Source organism: Bartonella bilalgolemi, assembly GCF_023500045.1.
In the GTDB taxonomy this organism is placed as follows: Bacteria; Pseudomonadota; Alphaproteobacteria; order Rhizobiales; family Rhizobiaceae; genus Bartonella; species Bartonella bilalgolemii.
Window position 1 is genome coordinate 46,355 of sequence record NZ_JAMCOF010000003.1, and the last position, 18,017, is coordinate 64,371.

Annotated in this window: 17 protein-coding genes; 11 read left to right on the top strand and 6 right to left on the bottom strand. The window is 36.0% G+C overall.

Annotation, left to right across the window (positions count from 1 at the left end):
• Positions 1-12: 12 nt before the first annotated feature.
• Genes rnc through panB form a run of 5 tightly spaced genes read left to right on the top strand, consistent with a single transcriptional unit; the run spans position 13 to position 4,059 of the window.
• Positions 13-720, top strand: a complete 708-nt coding sequence (rnc, locus tag M4Z11_RS02560) for a ribonuclease III (protein WP_249675797.1) — start codon at positions 13-15, stop codon at positions 718-720.
• Positions 713-1,615: a GTPase Era gene (era, locus tag M4Z11_RS02565; protein WP_249675800.1), complete on the top strand. Its 903-nt coding sequence runs from the start codon at positions 713-715 to the stop codon at positions 1,613-1,615. Before rnc ends, era begins: the two co-directional genes overlap by 8 nt.
• A gap of 4 nt (positions 1,616-1,619) precedes the next feature.
• The gene (recO, locus tag M4Z11_RS02570; protein WP_249675802.1) at positions 1,620-2,366 is read left to right on the top strand and encodes a DNA repair protein RecO; all 747 of its coding nucleotides are present in this window, start codon (positions 1,620-1,622) and stop codon (positions 2,364-2,366) included.
• Positions 2,367-2,385: 19 nt separating this feature from the next.
• On the top strand, positions 2,386-3,231 hold the full coding sequence (panC, locus tag M4Z11_RS02575; protein WP_249675807.1) for a pantoate--beta-alanine ligase: 846 nt from the start codon (positions 2,386-2,388) through the stop codon (positions 3,229-3,231).
• Positions 3,232-3,243: 12 nt separating this feature from the next.
• A complete protein-coding gene (gene panB, locus M4Z11_RS02580) occupies positions 3,244-4,059 on the top strand; it encodes a 3-methyl-2-oxobutanoate hydroxymethyltransferase (RefSeq protein ID WP_249675812.1) in 816 nt (271 codons plus the stop codon).
• Between the two features lie 135 nt (positions 4,060-4,194).
• Here the strand turns inward: panB and M4Z11_RS02585 are convergent, their stop codons facing one another.
• Positions 4,195-4,824 (bottom strand): YfbR-like 5'-deoxynucleotidase, encoded by a 630-nt coding sequence (locus tag M4Z11_RS02585; RefSeq protein WP_249675818.1) that lies wholly within the window; start codon positions 4,822-4,824, stop codon positions 4,195-4,197.
• On the bottom strand, positions 4,824-5,690 hold the full coding sequence (gene ygfZ / locus M4Z11_RS02590) for a CAF17-like 4Fe-4S cluster assembly/insertion protein YgfZ (protein WP_249675823.1): 867 nt from the start codon (positions 5,688-5,690) through the stop codon (positions 4,824-4,826). The genes M4Z11_RS02585 and ygfZ overlap by 1 nt, the downstream gene beginning before the upstream one ends.
• Positions 5,691-5,753: 63 nt before the next feature.
• Here ygfZ and M4Z11_RS02595 point away from each other — a divergent pair, with 63 nt between their 5' ends.
• The gene (locus M4Z11_RS02595) at positions 5,754-7,082 is read left to right on the top strand and encodes a dihydroorotase (RefSeq protein WP_249675826.1); all 1,329 of its coding nucleotides are present in this window, start codon (positions 5,754-5,756) and stop codon (positions 7,080-7,082) included.
• A gap of 740 nt (positions 7,083-7,822) precedes the next feature.
• Here M4Z11_RS02595 and M4Z11_RS02600 read toward each other — a convergent pair.
• Positions 7,823-8,200: a TIGR02301 family protein gene (locus M4Z11_RS02600; RefSeq protein ID WP_249675832.1), complete on the bottom strand. Its 378-nt coding sequence runs from the start codon at positions 8,198-8,200 to the stop codon at positions 7,823-7,825.
• 892 nt (positions 8,201-9,092) lie between these two features.
• Between M4Z11_RS02600 and cysS the strand changes: the two genes are divergently transcribed.
• From cysS to pssA, 5 genes are all read left to right on the top strand, one after another.
• The gene (cysS, locus tag M4Z11_RS02605; protein ID WP_249676057.1) at positions 9,093-10,601 is read left to right on the top strand and encodes a cysteine--tRNA ligase; all 1,509 of its coding nucleotides are present in this window, start codon (positions 9,093-9,095) and stop codon (positions 10,599-10,601) included.
• Positions 10,602-10,643: 42 nt separating this feature from the next.
• Positions 10,644-11,312: a DUF421 domain-containing protein gene (locus tag M4Z11_RS02610; protein ID WP_249675836.1), complete on the top strand. Its 669-nt coding sequence runs from the start codon at positions 10,644-10,646 to the stop codon at positions 11,310-11,312.
• 125 nt (positions 11,313-11,437) lie between these two features.
• Complete coding sequence (locus tag M4Z11_RS02615) at positions 11,438-13,321, top strand: ABCB family ABC transporter ATP-binding protein/permease (RefSeq protein ID WP_249675842.1); 1,884 nt, start codon at positions 11,438-11,440, stop codon at positions 13,319-13,321.
• Between the two features lie 104 nt (positions 13,322-13,425).
• Complete coding sequence (locus M4Z11_RS02620) at positions 13,426-14,124, top strand: phosphatidylserine decarboxylase (RefSeq protein WP_249675848.1); 699 nt, start codon at positions 13,426-13,428, stop codon at positions 14,122-14,124.
• 8 nt (positions 14,125-14,132) lie between these two features.
• Complete coding sequence (gene pssA, locus M4Z11_RS02625; protein WP_249675852.1) at positions 14,133-14,963, top strand: CDP-diacylglycerol--serine O-phosphatidyltransferase; 831 nt, start codon at positions 14,133-14,135, stop codon at positions 14,961-14,963.
• A 95-nt stretch (positions 14,964-15,058) separates the two neighbouring features.
• Here pssA and M4Z11_RS02630 read toward each other — a convergent pair whose 3' ends face one another.
• From M4Z11_RS02630 to M4Z11_RS02640, 3 genes are all read right to left on the bottom strand, one after another.
• The gene (locus M4Z11_RS02630) at positions 15,059-15,808 is read right to left on the bottom strand and encodes an SDR family NAD(P)-dependent oxidoreductase (RefSeq protein WP_249675857.1); all 750 of its coding nucleotides are present in this window, start codon (positions 15,806-15,808) and stop codon (positions 15,059-15,061) included.
• Positions 15,809-15,810: 2 nt separating this feature from the next.
• Complete coding sequence (gene purF / locus M4Z11_RS02635) at positions 15,811-17,304, bottom strand: amidophosphoribosyltransferase (RefSeq protein ID WP_249675860.1); 1,494 nt, start codon at positions 17,302-17,304, stop codon at positions 15,811-15,813.
• Between the two features lie 130 nt (positions 17,305-17,434).
• Positions 17,435-17,974 carry a CvpA family protein gene (locus M4Z11_RS02640; protein WP_249675864.1) on the bottom strand — a complete coding sequence of 180 codons (540 nt, stop codon included), beginning with the start codon at positions 17,972-17,974 and terminating at the stop codon, positions 17,435-17,437.
• Positions 17,975-18,017: the final 43 nt, after the last annotated feature.

The window sequence follows — 18,017 nt, forward strand, 5'->3', positions numbered from 1 at the left end:
AGGAATTCGGTGATGAAGTATCACGTTATTGATCAGCTGGAAAAGCTGACAGGGCATAGTTTTAAAGATGTAGATAGATTAAAAAGAGCATTAACGCATTCCAGTGTGCAAAGTTCAGAGAATGGTAATTATGAGAGGTTAGAATTTTTAGGTGATCGAGTTCTTGGGCTTTTGATTGCTGAAATGCTTTATAAAATTTTTCCACAAGCAAGTGAAGGTGAATTATCCGTACGTTTAAATGGTTTGGTAAATGCGCAAACATGTGCCGATATTGCATTAGAAATGGGATTACCCGATATGGTTTATGTTGGTTGTGAAATGAAAAACTTAGAAGGTCGTCGGTTAGCTAATATGCATGCCGATGTTATTGAAGCCTTAATCGCTGTAATATATCTTGACGGAGGTTTAGAAAGTGTTCGACCTGTCATTCAAAGATACTGGCAAGATCGAGCAAAGAAGATGAATGCTGGTCGACGTGATGCCAAAACGGAGTTACAGGAATGGGCTCATACACAAGATAGTGCACAACCTCATTACCAGGTTGTACAGCGTTATGGCCCAGATCATGATCCGATTTTTGTAGTTGAGGTAAGTATTTGTGGTTATGCACCTGAGATAGGGCGGGGTAGTTCTAAACGTCAAGCCGAGAGAGACGCTGCTGAAAGAATCTTGCGACGTGAAGGTATATGGGAAATAGAGGGGAAACATAATCATGAATGATCTTATTAAAACGCGTTCAGGTTTTGTTGCTCTCATTGGTGTGCCTAATGCAGGAAAGTCAACGTTAGTTAATCAGTTAGTTGGAACGAAAGTCTCAATTGTAACACATAAAGTACAAACAACACGAACTTTAATTCGTGGTATTGTAATTTATGATAAGAGCCAAATTATTCTGATTGATACACCAGGTGTTTTTCGTCCTCATAAACGATTAGAGCGAGCTATGGTTTCAGCTGCTTGGGGTGGTGCGAAGAATGCTGATATTCTTTTGGTTCTCATTGATGCCCAGAGTGGTCTTTCAGATGAAGTTAATGCAATGTTAGATATTTTAAAAAGTGTTGAACAGGATAAAGTTCTTGTTCTGAATAAAATTGATACGGTTGTTAAATCATCTCTTTTGGCATTAACCGCTAAAGTGAATGAACGAGTGAGTTTTTTGCAGACATTTATGATTTCAGCTTTAAATGGTTCTGGGTGTAAGGATTTGCTGCATTATCTTAGTACAATTATGCAGGAGGGGCCATGGTATTATCCAGAAGATCAAATTTCTGACATGCCTATGCGTCAGCTTGCTGCTGAAATTACGCGTGAAAAACTTTTTCTTCGTCTCCATCAAGAACTTCCTTATTCTTCAACAGTTGAAACAGAAAATTGGGAAGAGTGTGCAAATGGTTCGGTTAAAATTAATCAAGTCATTTATGTAGAACGTGATAATCAGAAAAAAATTGTTTTAGGAACAAAGGGTAGCACTATTAAAGCTATTGGTCAGGCAGCACGTAAAGAATTAATGGATATCATAGGACAGAAGGTTCATCTTTTTATATTTGTGAAAGTGCGTGATAATTGGGACTCAAACCCAGAGCGTTATCGCGAAATGGGATTGGATTTTTTTTAATGCGATGAAATGGAAAGAACAAGCTATCATTCTCGGCACACGCCAACATGGTGAAACAAACGTTATTCTTGAAATTATGACGCGACAGCATGGTCGCTATATGGGAATTGTAAAAGGTGGACGTTCTCGTCGTATGGCTCCTCTCCTTCAGCCTGGAAATTTTGTTGAAGCTGAATGGTGGGCACGTTTAGATGAACATTTAGGATTATTTAGGCTTGAAGCACTTGATTTGCATGCTTCAAGATTGATAGTTTTACCAGAGGCACTTTATTCCCTGCAATTGATGGTTTCTCATTTACGGCTTCTTCCTGAGCGTGATCCTCATCCTGTTTTGTATGATATGTTATCTTTTTTTATGCAAAATTTTGATGATCCATTTGTAAATGCTGAATTACTTGTACGTTTTGAGCTTCTACTGCTTGAAGAACTTGGTTTTGGACTCGATTTGTCCTGTTGTGCTGTAACAGGTCGTCAAGAAAAACTTTGTTATGTTTCTCCAAAATCGGGACGTGCTGTATGTGAGGAAATAGGACGCCCTTGGAAAGATAAGCTTTTACTTTTACCGCAATTTCTTGTACAAAAAACCATTTGTCCTGTTGATTTTAGTGATATAAACAAAGGACTAATTTTGACAGGTTTTTTTTTAACACGCTATGTTTGGGAGGCGAGAGGTATAAAACAGCCGTCTTTACGTGTTAGTTTGGTACAATTGTTTGAACGGCGGTTTTGTATGGAAATGTCAACGTTTTGATTTTGTGAAAGTAGATAGAATGCAAACTTTGCAAACAATTGTTGAGTTGCGTCAATACCTCAGAGAGGAGCGACGTTTAGGGCTGTCAATTGGTTTTGTACCAACTATGGGGGCGTTGCATGAGGGCCATCTTGCATTGGTGCGACAGGCACGGGCAATGTGCGATCGTATAGTGGTTTCTATATTTGTTAATCCCAAGCAATTTAGTCGACATGAGGATTTTAATATATATCCGAGAGATCTAGAAGGAGATTGCTCTTTATTGAAAAGAGCAAATGTTGAGTATGTTTTTGTGCCTTCTGTAGAAGAAATGTGGCCGCTAGGCAATGAGACAATTGTAGAAGTAGAAAAATTATCACGTATTTTGATGGGAAAATTACGTCCAGGACATTTTTGTGGTGTAACCAGTGTTGTTGCTAAACTTTTTAATATTGTTCAACCAGATAAAGCTTTTTTTGGGGAAAAAGATTTTCAACAGCTTTTGATTATCCGTCGTATGGTTAAAGATTTGGCTTTTCCTGTTGAAATTGTCGGTGTTCCTATTTTACGTGATGCAGATGGAGTTGCTAGTTCTTCACGCAATAAACTTTTGACATTAGAAGATCGCAAAGCTGCGAAAATTATTCCTGAAAGCCTTAAAGCCGTTAAGAAACTTTATGAGCAAGGTGAACGATCTGTTGATAAATTGTGTGAAGTTGTCCGCTCTGTTTTACAAAAAGAACCACGTGCTGTTATTGAGTCAATAGATTTACGTGATGTAGAAACTTTGTGCGTGATTAAAAAGGAATTAAATACGTCTGCGGTTTTGTTGCTTACGGTTTGCTTTGGTGAAGTTAGACTTATTGATCAATATATATTACAATAAAGAGGCTGAAAAATGAGTTTTCATAAAGATATAAAGCGTATTACTGCTTCTGAAATACGTTCGAGAAAAAAACAAGAACCTATTGTTGCTTTAACAGCTTATCAGGCTTATAGCGCTCGGATTGCTGATTCACATTGTGATGTGCTTGTGGTTGGTGACAGCGTTGGTATGGTTGTATATGGGTTTGATACAACGCTCCCTGTAAGTGTGGATATGATGATTTTGCATGGACAAGCTGTTGTGCGTAGCTCTAAACGAGCTCTTGTTGTTGTCGATATGCCTTTTGGTTCTTATGAGCAAAGTCCAGAACAAGCTTTTACTAATGCATCCCGTATTATTGCAGAAACAGGATGTGGTGCAGTGAAGCTTGAAGGTGGTGCTTATATGTCAGAAACAATTAGTTTTTTATGTAATCGTGGTATTCCAGTTATGGGTCATATTGGTCTCACACCACAAGCGGTGAATCGTTTTGGCGGTTTTAAGACGCAAGGGCGTAATAAAAATGATTGGTCACAAATTGAAGCGGATGCTACAGCTATTGAAATGGCAGGTGCTTTTTCTGTTGTTGTGGAAGGGGTGGTAGAGCCATTGGCGGTAAAACTTACAGAGAATCTTTCTATTCCTACTATTGGTATTGGTGCGTCTAATCTGTGTGATGGACAGGTTTTGGTGATGGAAGATATGTTAGGTTATGGTACTTATGTACCTAAATTTGTGCGTCGTTATGGTGTTTTCGAGCAAGCGATGGATACAGCAATTAGAAATTATTCGAATGATGTTAAATCACGCATTTTTCCAGCTGATTCAGAGGTCTACAAGCTCAAATAAATTGAGTTTAAAAAGGAAATTCTACAAAAAGATGAAGAGATTCAAGGGAGAGATACGATAGAATCTTAATACTTCACCAAAGTAATGGCCGTCTGATAGTAAGAAATTTTATATTTTTTCAGTTATGACAAAAAATCAGCAACCAGAATATGACCTTTGAACATCGAGATCATTAAAACGAATTAAAAAGGCGTTTTCAATTTGTTGCGTGGAACATGGTTGTAAATTGAGTCCATTAGGTAAAATATTACTTGGATGACCAAAATAACGAAGAGCTTCTTCTTTACTAAAACCAGCAAGAGAGGTGGCTTCATAGAAAGCAGCGATGCGATCAGCTTGTTTGATTTTTTTTAGGATCTTTTGAGGTGGATTGACGGGTAGGGAAAAGCGTATGTGAATGATATCTTGTATACGTTTTTCTACGCGCTCATAATGTTTTCCTATCACAGCTTTAAACGGTGAGATTATATCGCCTATAACATATTCTGGTGCATCGTGAAGAAGAGCAAAAAGACATTCTTCATTGGAGGATTTTGGGAAAAGTTTCTGAAATATTTGTTCGACCAAAAGTGAATGTTGTGCGACAGAATAAGCATATTCTCCTTTTGTTTGTCCGTTCCAACGTGCAACGCGAGCGAGGCCATGGGCAATATCTTCAATTTCAATATCAAAAGGAGAAGGATTAAGTAAATCAAGTCGTCGACCAGAAAGCATTCTTTGCCATGCACGCGTTGTTCCATCTTGTGATAAGTCAGCTTTAGCCATTAGTCAGTCTCTACGGAGCTTTTAGGGAAGGTAAAATTCATATTTTCAGCAATATTAATTGTTACAGGAATATCATCTACTGTAAATTGAAGATTTTTTTCCATAGCTTCTTTGACATGATCAATACGCATTAAGGCTAAAGCTTCATTTTTGACACATGTTCTTAATTGACTCAGTATTTTTGTACCTGCTTTAACGGTAGAGCCTGAGGTTAAGGGATATTGGCTTTTGACCACTAAAAAACGGCGGCGAGCTGTTCTGCGGTGATGCATTCGTGAAATAACCTCTTGTCCAATATAACATCCCTTATTGAAGAAAAGTCCATGAATTTGATCATAATTAATATCATGAGGAAAGACTTTACCTATTTCATAATCTTGATCACTTTCTGCTATCCCATAATGGATACGAATTAGATCCCAATAAGTATTATACTCTGGAATAAGAAAAGGAATTTTTCCATAAGTTCGTACTACTTTTTCCTTCTTTGGAAATCGCTTATCTATAAAACTTAAATTAAAATTTAAACTATCTAATTCATTTTGCCAAAAAACATTTATAATTTCTTGTAGTGGTTGTATAATTTCTATTTTTTTATGAAGCCTGTAGAGGATAAGACGCTTATGAAAAGTATCAGCTAAGGAAGCCGCAATATCAATCATATAGTTTTGGTCTATTTTGCCAATAAGAAAATCAGCGATAACCTTTCCCTGTGGGGATAATAGAGCACCAGGAAAGAGCTCCCGTGAGTTTATTTTTGTTACATCTGTAGTAATAAGAGCTTGCAGAAAATCTGTTGCTTCTTCACCTATAACTTTAATAATTTTACGGTTTTTTAAATTTATGGCATTCTGTTTTTCAATCATGGTTCTTGCCTTTCTGCTCAGAGTTACATAACGATGGAGAAGCGATATACAAGGAGCATGGCTATGTTTAAAACATTTGATACAATTTTTAAAGGCGCAACGCTCGTTAATCATGATGGTAGCAGTAAGCGCGATATTGGTGTTGTGAGTGGTCGTATTGTTGAAATTGGTGATCTCACACGCGCATCTGGTGGAGAGGTAATTGATTGTACAGGACTTCATATTTTGCCTGGTATAATTGACAGCCAAGTTCATTTTCGTGAACCGGGTAAGGAATATAAGGAAGATCTGGAAAGTGGTTCTCGTTCTGCTGTTTTAGGGGGAGTTACAGCAGTATTTGAAATGCCAAATACCAATCCATTAACGATATCGAAAGAAGCTCTGAATGATAAGATTAAACGTGGATTTCATCGGATGCATTGTGATTATGCATTTTGGGTTGGAGCAACACGTGATAATATTTATGAATTAGCAGAATTAGAAAAACTTCCTGGTGTTGCTGGCATTAAAGTATTTATGGGATCATCGACAGGTGATCTTCTCGTGGAGGATGATAGAAGTGTGCGTCTTATTTTGCAAAATACACGCCGTCGCATAGCTTTTCATTCTGAAGATGAAGCACGGCTTAAAGAACGTAAAGCTTTTTGTGTTACAGAGGATGTGTTATCACATCCAGTTTGGCGTGATGAGGCTACGGCTTTACAATGTACACAGCGTTTAGTTAAAATCGCACGTGAAACAGGAGCACGTATCCATATATTACATCTTTCTACAGCGGAAGAAGTTGAGTTTTTGAAAGAGTATAAAGACATAGCAACAGTTGAAGTTACGCATCATCATTTGACTTTAAGCGCTGATGATTATCAACGGTTTGGTACATTTATCCAGATGAATCCACCTATTCGCGAAAAACGTCATCGTGAAGGTCTTTGGTATGGGGTTCAGCAAGGTATTATCGATATTTTAGGTTCTGATCATGCTCCGCACACGCTTGAAGAGAAATATAAGCCTTATCCCTTATCTCCTTCAGGGATAACAGGTGTACAGACAACAGCAGCAATTATGCTTACCCATGTTAATGCAGGGAAAATATCTCTTGAGCGTTTTGTTGATCTTACTTCGCATGGTCCTAATCGGGTTTTTGGTATAAGCTGTAAAGGGCGTATTGCTGTTGGATATGATGCTGACTTAACTATTGTTGATCTTAAACGTCAGGAAATTATTACAAATACATTAGTTGGTTCACGTGCTGGTTGGACACCCTATGATGGTAAAAAGGTAAAAGGATGGCCAGTGGGGACAATTATCCGTGGTATGCGAGTTATGTGGGAAGGTGAAATTGTTACATCTTCGCAAGGTGAGCCTGTTAAATTTACAGAAGTCTTATTGTAGTACCATTTACAAATGGATAAGTATTATTGCATAATTTTGCAATTCAAAATATTCAATTAAGTTATTATGCAATAGAATATATTAATTTTATTTATATAAAAAGCTTATAATAGGAATGGGATTTTAAAATGTGCTTTTATTAAAGTACATTCTGTTTGCCAATTGTTTCTTTTAATTTTTTATATTATTTCTCAATAAAACGAATATTGTGTCTGTAAAACAAATCGGCTACGGAGTAATGCTCATAGTCGCTAGAAAAGGATGTATGGGATAGTAGGATTGTTTTTTAAATTACTTTGCTAGAAGTAATAATTATTACGGTATTACTTTCTTGTTGTAATGATGATGATCTGCAAGAACAGTTTAATGAAATTGCTTCTGTAGCTAATAGTATACTTTAAGAAGTAATTATCTCATACTTCATTTGACAAGTTGGCGAGATTTGAAAATTTAAAATTTGGCTTCTCTCAGAAAATCATAAGATAATTATTATTTTATTATAGGTATATCTTTATGGTCCTAAGGATTCCGGATAAAACGCATTCCCTAGTAATAAAAGTTCCGGGTAAAGTCAATCAAGAGAGAGAAAATTAAGAAAAATCTAGAGATTATAGAGATCTATAATAAAAGGATAGCATAAAATCATGTTTATCAGCAATAAATTTCTTATATTTTCATAGGCTAGTTTATTTTTTGGGATTGCTTATGTCAGTTAAATAAGGAATCTATCGATTTGTTTTCTAGTTTTCACTATTGAAATGCTTAAGTAAACTTGTAGATAAAGCATTGCCTTCTTTTACATATCTTTGATCTGCTTCGATTGCTGAATCTGTACAACGATGATAATTTTCTGAAAAAGCGCTGTAAGCTGCATTAAACGTTTCATATAGGTGAGCACGTATTTGTGGTGTTGGTTTTTCTGCTTCAATCAATGCAACCATGTGGTCATACCATTGATTTGTTGGATTGCTACAAAGATTACGTAGATAATGCAGAGATCCTAAAATTTCTGCTAATCGTAAAAATTTGATATAATAGGGTGGAAATTGTTGTGCAAAGGTTGGTGTTGGAATTAAGAAAAAAATTAAAAAAATAATATTTATCAATATATTATTCATTATTCTTATTGCTTTCTTTTAACAGTATCTTTATGAATTATCAATAATGGATAAAGGAGTTTTATTACGGACTATATTTTGATAAATAGAGTCAGAAAATAGCCCACTCATTCTTATTCGTTATAGATGTCCAATAAGTATTTAGGGCATGATAGACGTAAGAAAATAATCATGAAATATAAATTGAGTATTTTAGAATATTTGTTTTTTATACAATCAATGTTCTTTTCTCCATAAGATTACAGAGTATTTCTTGTTCATCATTCTATCTTGATGGAAATTATTATCTAATAGATAAAGGCAGTTAATATTTGCTCATAACGAATAGAATGATTTTGCTTCATTAATAAAAACGGATTATTGAATAAAAACAGATTATTGTTTTTAGCATAAGATAGATATCTCTTTATTGAAAAACAAAAGAAAATAATTTTGAATTTTATAAAAAATGTATGTGTAGTTTTTATTTTCAATTACATTTATTGTGTAGTAGCTTGATTGTTCTCGTTCAAGGGAAATGATGTTATTGAACCTTATGCTAGGTTCAGTATATGATGATTTTGAGTTTTATCCTATTTCAAATAAAGTTAATAAGACAATTTATATGTTAGCAGATATTTTTGAAGCTATATCTTTTACTAAATCAAATAGCTAATTTATCCGATAGTCAAAACAATGAACAGTTTGATTTGTTTTAATTTTTTGAGTCTGCATAGTTAGTGTGTTTGCTAATGAGCATTTATTACTATTTTTTTTTTATATTATATTGAAAAAATTGATGTTAGCAGTAAACGCAACAGAGCAATATTTCTTTTCAAACAGTGCTATTAGTGCGATGATGTAAACAATTTTTAAAGGAATGGCTAAGAAGTATCACGAATGGAGTGTGATGATGGGAGAGTTGCGGTTTTATAATACGCTGACACGGAAAAAAGAGGATTTTATACCGATCGATGCTACTAAAGTACGCCTTTATGTTTGCGGTCCAACAGTTTACGATTACGCTCATATCGGTAATGCTCGTCCTGTTATTGTTTTTGATGTTTTATTTCGTTTATTACGTCATGTTTATGGTGAGAACCATGTTATATATGCTCGTAATATCACTGATGTGGATGATAAAATTAATGCAAAAGCAGCTTTTCAGTATCCCAATCTGGAACTTAACGATGCTATTCATCAATTAACAGAGCATACATCTTATCAATTTCAGCAAGATACATTGACGCTTGGTTGTTTGCCACCGACCAGTCAACCGCGCGCAACGGATCATTTGGAGGAAATACGGTCTTTGATTGAAAGGCTTCTTGAAAAGGGCTATGCTTATATAGCGGACAATCATATATTATTTTCTGTCAGCAGTATGGGAGATAAGCCTCGTTATGGTATGTTTGCAAAACGGTCGCTTGACGAAATGAGAGCGGGGGCACGCATAGAAGTGGCTTCTTATAAAAAGGAAGAAATGGATTTTGTTTTGTGGAAACCTTCCGCTCAAGGAGAACCAGGCTGGACATCACCAGCAGGAATTTCTGTTTTAGGTCGTCCTGGTTGGCATATTGAGTGTTCAGCAATGTCAATGGCGAAGTTGTTATCTCCTTATGGTGGTGGTTTTTTTTGTGAGGATCCAACTGCAAATATTTTTGATATTCATGGTGGTGGTATTGATTTGATTTTTCCTCATCATGAAAATGAAATTGCGCAAAGTTGTTCAGTTTTTGGGACAGAACGAATGGCTAATTTTTGGATGCATAATGGTTTTTTGCAAATTGAAGGTAAAAAAATGTCTAAAAGTCTTGGGAATTTCGTCACTATTCGTTCACTCTTACAGCATGATTTTTTCGAGTTTTCGGGTATTTTATCAGACGAAGTAAAACGGATCTGGGCTGGTTTATCTATACGTTTTTCGATGTTACAAACACATTATCGAGAGCCTTTAAATTGGACAATGCAGCGTTTAGAACAGTCCAGTAATGAGTTGTATCGTTGGTATGAATTACTTCGTAGTGAAAAATGGTGTTTGGATGATAACCAATCCGTTGATTCTTCTTTAATTAAATCGTTAAGTAATGATCTTAATACTTGGAATACAATTACTATTTTAAGAAAATTTTATAAAAAACACAATGTTGCAGCTCTTGCACGTGGTATGGATTTTTTGGGGTTATTGCGACAGGAGTTAGTTAAGGAAAAAGAATGTCCACTTTTCATTGGCAAAATGCATTTTGATTTACAATTTATTGATCAGCGTATTGCTGAAAGGCTTTGTCTTATCCATAATAAGGAGTGGGCAGCTGCGGATAAAATTCGTGATGAGCTTGCAGCAGGGGGGATCTTCTTAAAAGATAGTAAAGATCCACAGACTGGTGAGCGTATAACCACGTGGGAGACGAAACAATTCTAATTCCCGTATTAGTAGCTCTTATAAATATGAGGAGAGATTTTTATGGAATTATATGGTTATGGATATATCACACTTAAGCTAGTTGTGGGTCTTATCGCTTTTTTGTTTATTTTAAGAACGACAGGTCGTGGCAGTCTCAGTCAAATGACACCAATTGATTTGGTAAGCAATTTTGTTCTGGGGGGCATTATTGGAGGAGTTATTTATAATTCAAATATTAGTAGTATCCAGTTGTTGCTTGTTTTATTTATTTGGCAAATTTTAATTACATCTTTTAATTTTTTTGCACGATATTCAGTATTTTTTCACCGACTTATTGCGGGAGGAAATGCCAAACTTGTTGTAGATGGTGTCTTTCAGCTCGATGAGATTAAGCGTTTAGGGATCTGTGTGAGTGATTTGGCTACGATGTTAAGTATTAAAGGGTGTAGTTTACATGAAGCAGACTTTGTTCGATTAGAGACGAATGGTGATTTTTCTGTTGTTAAAAAAGAAGAAGGTAAGAGGTCTGTTATTTTAGTAACAAATGGCGAAATACTTGAAGAAAATCTTAAAGAGATTGGTAAAACAAAGAAATGGCTTAAAACAGAGTTGAAAGAGAAACGTGTAAAGGTTGAAGATTTATTTGTTGCAGAGTGGTATGAGAATATAGATAAAGACAATAAGTTTTATAGTGGATTATTTCTTGTTCCTTTTCCAAGAACGGTTTAATTTTAAATGTATTTGTATTGTGTAGTTTACTAGAGGTAAATAAAAGGTATGATATGTTCTATGAAAGAGCAATATAGCAGCTGTTCTTGTGCGTATTAAATGGGTAATAAAGAAGTAAAGATTTTATGAAACAGAATAGAGTCATAAAAACTGTGTCAGCGGCTTCAGGTCAGACTCTACGCACACTTTATAATTTATGGCCTTATATGTGGCCATCAGATCGATCTGATCTAAAAATGCGTGTTATATGGGCGGTATTTTACCTTATTTTAGCAAAGCTGATTCTCATGTCTATCCCATATTTTTTTAAGTATGCTACGAATGCACTTGATATGAGTTTTAGGCCACCTGTGTGGCTTTCATCGACTTGGGCGGTGCTTATCATATTAGTTTTAGCTTATAACGTTGCGCGTATCGCTCAGGCTGGATTTAATCAGTTACGCGATTCTCTTTTTGCGACCGTTGGTCAGCATGCTATTCGCCAATTAGCATATAAGACTTTTGTTCATCTTCATGAATTATCTTTACGTTTCCATTTGGAACGGAAAACTGGTGGCCTTTCTCGCATTATTGAGCGTGGCACAAAGGGAATTGAGGCTGTTGTTCGATTTTCGATTCTTAATACAATACCAACTATTTTAGAATTTATTCTAACAGCATTTATTTTTTATATAAGTTATGGATGGTATTATTTTCTTGTCGTTATGATAACAGTTGGTTTGTATACCTGGTTTACGATTAAGGCAAGTGATTGGCGCATTAATGTTCGGAAAGAGATGAATACGGCGGACACAGAAGCAAATACACGTGCAGTTGATTCTTTGTTGAATTTTGAAACAGTTAAATATTTTTGCAATGAAACCCTAGAAGCGCGTCGATTTGATGCTTCTATGGCTGGTTATGAAAAGACTGCAGTGAAGATTTGGACTTCTTTAAGCTGGCTTAATTTTGGTCAAGCCCTTATTTTTGGTATTGGGATGACGATTCTTATGTTAATGTCAGCTTACGAAGTAGCTCACACGACGCAAACTTTGGGGGATTTCGTCTTTATCAATGCGCTTTTAATGCAGCTATCTATTCCATTGAATTTTATTGGCTCAATTTATCGTGAAGTTCGGCAGGGGTTAACGGATATTGAAGCGATGTTTGATCTTTTGGATGTTCCGCAAGAAATTATTGATAAGCCAAGTGCTAAATCGCTTGTGGTGACTCATGGCACTATCCGGTTTAATCGAGTGAAATTTTCCTATGATTCAGCTCGTCCAATTCTCAAAGATATTGATTTTGAAGTACCTGGAGGTAAAACTGTCGCAATTGTAGGTCCTTCCGGCGCTGGTAAATCAACTATTTCTCGATTACTTTTTCGATTTTACGATGTTAATGAGGGGTCAATAACTATAGATGGACAGGATATCCGTGATGTTACTCAGAGAAGTTTACGTGAAGTGATTGGCATGGTGCCACAAGATACAGTTTTATTTAATGATACAATTGCATATAATATTTGTTATGGACGTCCAAATGCTACAGATGCAGAGATGCGCAAAGCTGCTAAAATGGCTCAGATATCGAAATTTATCGAGATGCTTCCAGAGGGATTTCAATCTCTAGTTGGTGAACGTGGTCTTAAATTGTCTGGGGGCGAAAAACAACGCTTAGCTATTGCACGAACACTTTTAAAAGCGCCACCGCTTCTTATTCTAGATGAAGCAACTGCAGCTCTCGATACAACGACAGAGCAGGAAATTCAGCAAGCATTGAATATTGTAAGCAGCGGGCGTACAACATTGATTATTGCTCATCGTCTTTCGACTGTGGTTGGCGCAGATGAGATATTGGTGCTCAAAAATGGTCGTATTATTGAAAAAGGTACACATACTGATCTCTTATGCAAGAAAGGTTTATATGCATCAATGTGGAATAAGCAGCTTGAGGCTTCACAAGCTGAAGAAAAATTACGTAAAATGCGTGAAGAGGATGAACTAGGTGTTGTTAATCGTGATAAATAAATTACATAAAATGGTAGCTGATTTTATGTATGGTGATTGATTAAATATACAAATAGGGAAAAAGAATTTATTAGTTATTAAATCATCTATGAATAGGAAACTATATGACTATTGTACAATCTATCCAAAATGGGTTCGTCCCAATTCACAAAGAAGGTTATCCATTTATTATAGTATTTTTTGTCATTTCACTCATTTTAGGTTTAATCTGGAGTCCATTGTTTTGGTGTGGTCTTGTTCTAACAATGTGGTGTATATATTTTTTTCGTGATCCAGAACGAGTGATACCTGTGAATTCGAATTGGGTCCTTTCTCCTGCTGATGGTCGTATTTCTTTTGTTGAGCCATGTATTCCGCCTGCAGAGTTGGGATTAGGTGATCAAGAAATGGTACGTGTTTCCGTATTTATGAATATTTTTGCATGTCATATCAATCGTGTACCTATGAGTGGTACGATAGAGTCTATCGTTTATCGTCCGGGTAAATTCTCTAATGCTGAATTTGATAAAGCTAGTCAATTTAATGAATGTAATGGGATGGTCATTGATGGTGAACATGGAAAAATTGGTGTTGTACAAATAGCAGGATTGATTGCTCGTCGGATTGTTTGTTGGCAAAAACAAGATGATTCAATTATTTCTGGACAACGTTTTGGGTTAATACGTTTTGGTTCTCGCCTTGATGTTTATATGCCAGCTAATGTAAAATTGCGTGTTGCAGTTGGTCAGATAGCAATTGCTGGAGAAACAGTTTTAGGCTCTTTTGGTGATGATGTTGCTGTAAGTGACTTTAGGCTTGATTAGGATGAGACATGAAAAATTCTTCACCATTTTCTTCATTTGAACCTGAAAGAAAAAGTGATGATATTGCTCATCGGCGGCGTTCACCTATACCGATGCGGTATGTTATTCCTAATATTATTACTATTTTAGCAATTTGTGCGGGAATGAATGGTATTCGTTTGGCTTTTGAAAATCGCTATGAATCAGCTATTTTAGTAATACTTTTGGCAGCAATTTTAGATGGAACTGATGGCCGTGTTGCTCGTTTGATGGATGGTACTTCATCTTTTGGCGCACAGATGGATTCGCTTGCTGACGTTATTAATTTTGGTGTTACTCCTGCTCTTGTTGTTTATTCTTTTATATTGACTCAGGCTCATCAGGTGGGTTGGGTAGCTGCGCTTGTTTACTGTGTTGCGTGTTGTTTGCGGTTAGCTCGTTTTAATGTGATGCTAGATGATTCTGATATACCGGAGTGGCAGAGAAATTATTTTATTGGTGTTCCTGCACCAGCAGGTGCATTAATGCTTTTATTACCTGTTTATTTAGGGGGGGTAGGTTTAGTCCCCGATTGGGGATGGGCTTTATTCTTTAGTTCTTATACTGTGATTATTGCTTTTCTTTTGGTAAGCCGTTTACCAGTATGGAGTGGAAAAACAATAGGTAATAATTTGAGGCGAGATATTGTAGTACCATGTATGCTGGCTATTGTTATTTATGTTGGTTTTCTGGTTACTTATATGTGGTATACTTTATTAATAACAGCTTTCGGTTATATGGCTTTTCTTCCTTACAGTGCTTGGATTTATAGTAAACGAGCTGTTTTAGAAGAAAAAATGAAAAACATTATAGATAGCTAATTAATAATCCGAGAGTTTTATAACTAGCTATAAAAAAGTTAGAGTATCTACTCTAGAAAGGCTACAATTAGTTTTGTAGTATATACAGATTACAGTTAATCAGGAATATGATAGTTCATAAATCGTTTTTTACGAACATCAAAAAGCCTTCCTGTTTCTTTTAAGTAAGGTGATGAGAGATAGGCTATCTCTGCTGCAACTTTTTGTGGAGAAGGTAAGGTTTGCGGATCTTCACCAGGTAGAGCTTGTGCGCGCATTGTAGTACGTGTAGCACCTGGGTTAACGCAATTAACTTTAATAGGTGTTTGTTTCAGTTCTTCTGCCCAGCAACGAGCAAGAAGTTCCAGAGCAGCTTTAGAGGCTGCATAAGGTCCCCAGAAAGCGCGTGCGCAATGAGCAACACTTGATGAAAGAAGAATAGCACGTCCAGCATCAGATTTGCGCAATAAAGGTTCGACTGCTTTCATTAAACGCCATTGACTAGTAAGATTTATTTGCAATATATCTTCAAACATTGCATTGTTGATATAAGCTATTGGTGAAAGATCCCCTAGGATTGCAGCGTTTGCAACTAAAATATCAAGTTTCTTCCAACGTTCGTCAATTGATATATTTAATGCATCAATAGCTTCCATATTATGCAAATCGAGTGGTATTAGCGTTGCAGAAGCACCTTTTTTTCTAATTTCGTTATTAAGCGTTGTTAAACCACTTATTGTTCGTGCAAGTGCAATAATATGAGCGCCACGTGTTGCTAGCTCTAATGCTAAATGATAACCAATTCCTTTAGAGGCACCTGTGACAAGAGCAACACATCCAGTAAGATCAAAATCAGATTTTATCATTATTAATTTCTTGTTTTAAGGACAGACAATTTATGAACTATTGGAGTACTTTTTCGATCAGTAAGATGTGTAGGGTAATGGCCAGTAAAATAATGATCAGTAAATTGTGGGTGAGAGTTATTTCGTTTTTCTCCTATAACAGCAAGATATAGACCATCAGTTGAAAGAAAGTCTAATGAATCAGCACCAATAAAATTGCACATAGATTGCAGGTCTGGATATTGATTAGCTAAAAGATTCTCAATTGCAGGTGTATCGATACCGTAAAAATCAGGATATAAAATCATTGGACTGGAAACACGCATATGAACTTCTTTTGCTCCTGCATTGCGAAGCATTCTTACAATCTTTACAGATGTTGTTCCACGTACAATTGAGTCATCGATTAAAATAACACGCTTTCCTTCAATAATAGAACGGTTTGCAGAATGTTTTAATTTAACACCGAAAGCACGAATTTGTTGAGTTGGTTCAATAAAAGTACGGCCAACGTAATGATTACGAATAATGCCTAGCTCAAAAGGAATTCCAATTTCTTGCGCGTAACCAATTGCTGCAGGCGTACCTCCGTCAGGAACAGGAACCACAACATCACCATCACAAGGTGCTTCTCGTGCTAAATGTATACCCATATTTTTCCGGACTACATAGACATTTCGTCCTCCGACGATTGAATCGGGACGAGCAAAATAGACATATTCAAAAAGACAAAGCCTTTCTGGCTTCTCTATTTCTGGTTTAATAATTTCTGTAGTAATTTGACCGTCTTTTTGTATTTCACATATGATGATTTCACCATTTTTAACATCACGAATATATTTCGCTCCGATAATATCAAGAGCACAGGTTTCTGAACAAAAGATTGGTTTACCATCAAGTTTGCCCATAACAAGCGGTCTAATGCCTGTTGGATCACGTGCTGCAATGAGTTTAGTACGTGTTAGTGCTAACATAGCATATCCACCTTCTACTTGCCGAATAGCATCAACAAAGCGGTCAGATGATGATTCATGGCGTGAGCGGGCAATAAGGTGGAGAAAGACTTCAGAATCTGATGTTGATTGGCAGATAGCACCAGAGGCAATTAACTCACGGCGTAATGTAAGGCCATTTGTTAGATTACCGTTATGAGCAATAGCAATACCTCCAGCATTTAATTCTGCGAAAAGAGGTTGTACATTGCGTAATGCTACTTCACCTGTTGTTGAATAACGGGTATGTCCGATAGCACGATCTCCTGGTAGACGAGCTAATGTTGCTGAATCTGTATAGTGATCACCTACAAGACCTAAATGTTTTTCTTGGTGAAATATCTTGTTATGATAAGAAACAATTCCTGCAGCTTCTTGACCACGATGCTGTAATGCATGCAACCCAAGAGCCGTCACTGTTGCTGCCTCTTCATGTCCAAGGATACCAAATACCCCACATTCTTCATGAAGTGTATCGTCATCTAATGAAAATTCCTGACAAAAGGCGTTGATTTCTGTCATCATATTCTTTCAGTTATGACATAAGGAATAGCTAACATCATACACTCCATATTATTTAAAGCTCATTCTTAAAAAAACTATTTCTTATTCTGTGAATAATAGTGTTATTAATTGGTTTAATAGTATTTGTAATTTAATTATCTGTTGTGTCATCTTTTTTAAAGAATTTTTCTATTATTTCAAAGGTATAATCGAGATCTTTTGGCATCATTTCTGCTATTTTTTTACTCAGTGAATCTAGCATAGGTTTTGTTTGTGCATTTTTTAGCCAGTCGGATTGTTGTTTAGGTTTAATAAGTGCATTGATAAGCAGTACGCTGATGACAGTAATCAATAAGCCACGGAATGCTCCGAAAATAAATCCAACGGTACGGTCAAGTGCACCAATTCGACTATCAATAATAAAATCAGCAATTTTCATAGTGATGATAGAAGTAATGACAAGAATAATGATAAAAATCATGAAAAACGTGATAATCAATGCTATCATTTTATTAGAGAGATATTGTTCAGTGAAGGGTAATATAAGTTTAAATGAATAAAACGTTGAAACCGCTGCAATTATCCAGGAAATGAGTGATAATACTTCACGCGAGAAACCACGAAGCATAGCTAGAAAAGAAGAAAATAGGATGACTACTACGACAATACCGTCTAGAATTGTTACACTCATTTTTTGATTCCTTATAATGCGTTGCGTTTCATTGTAATCAGTA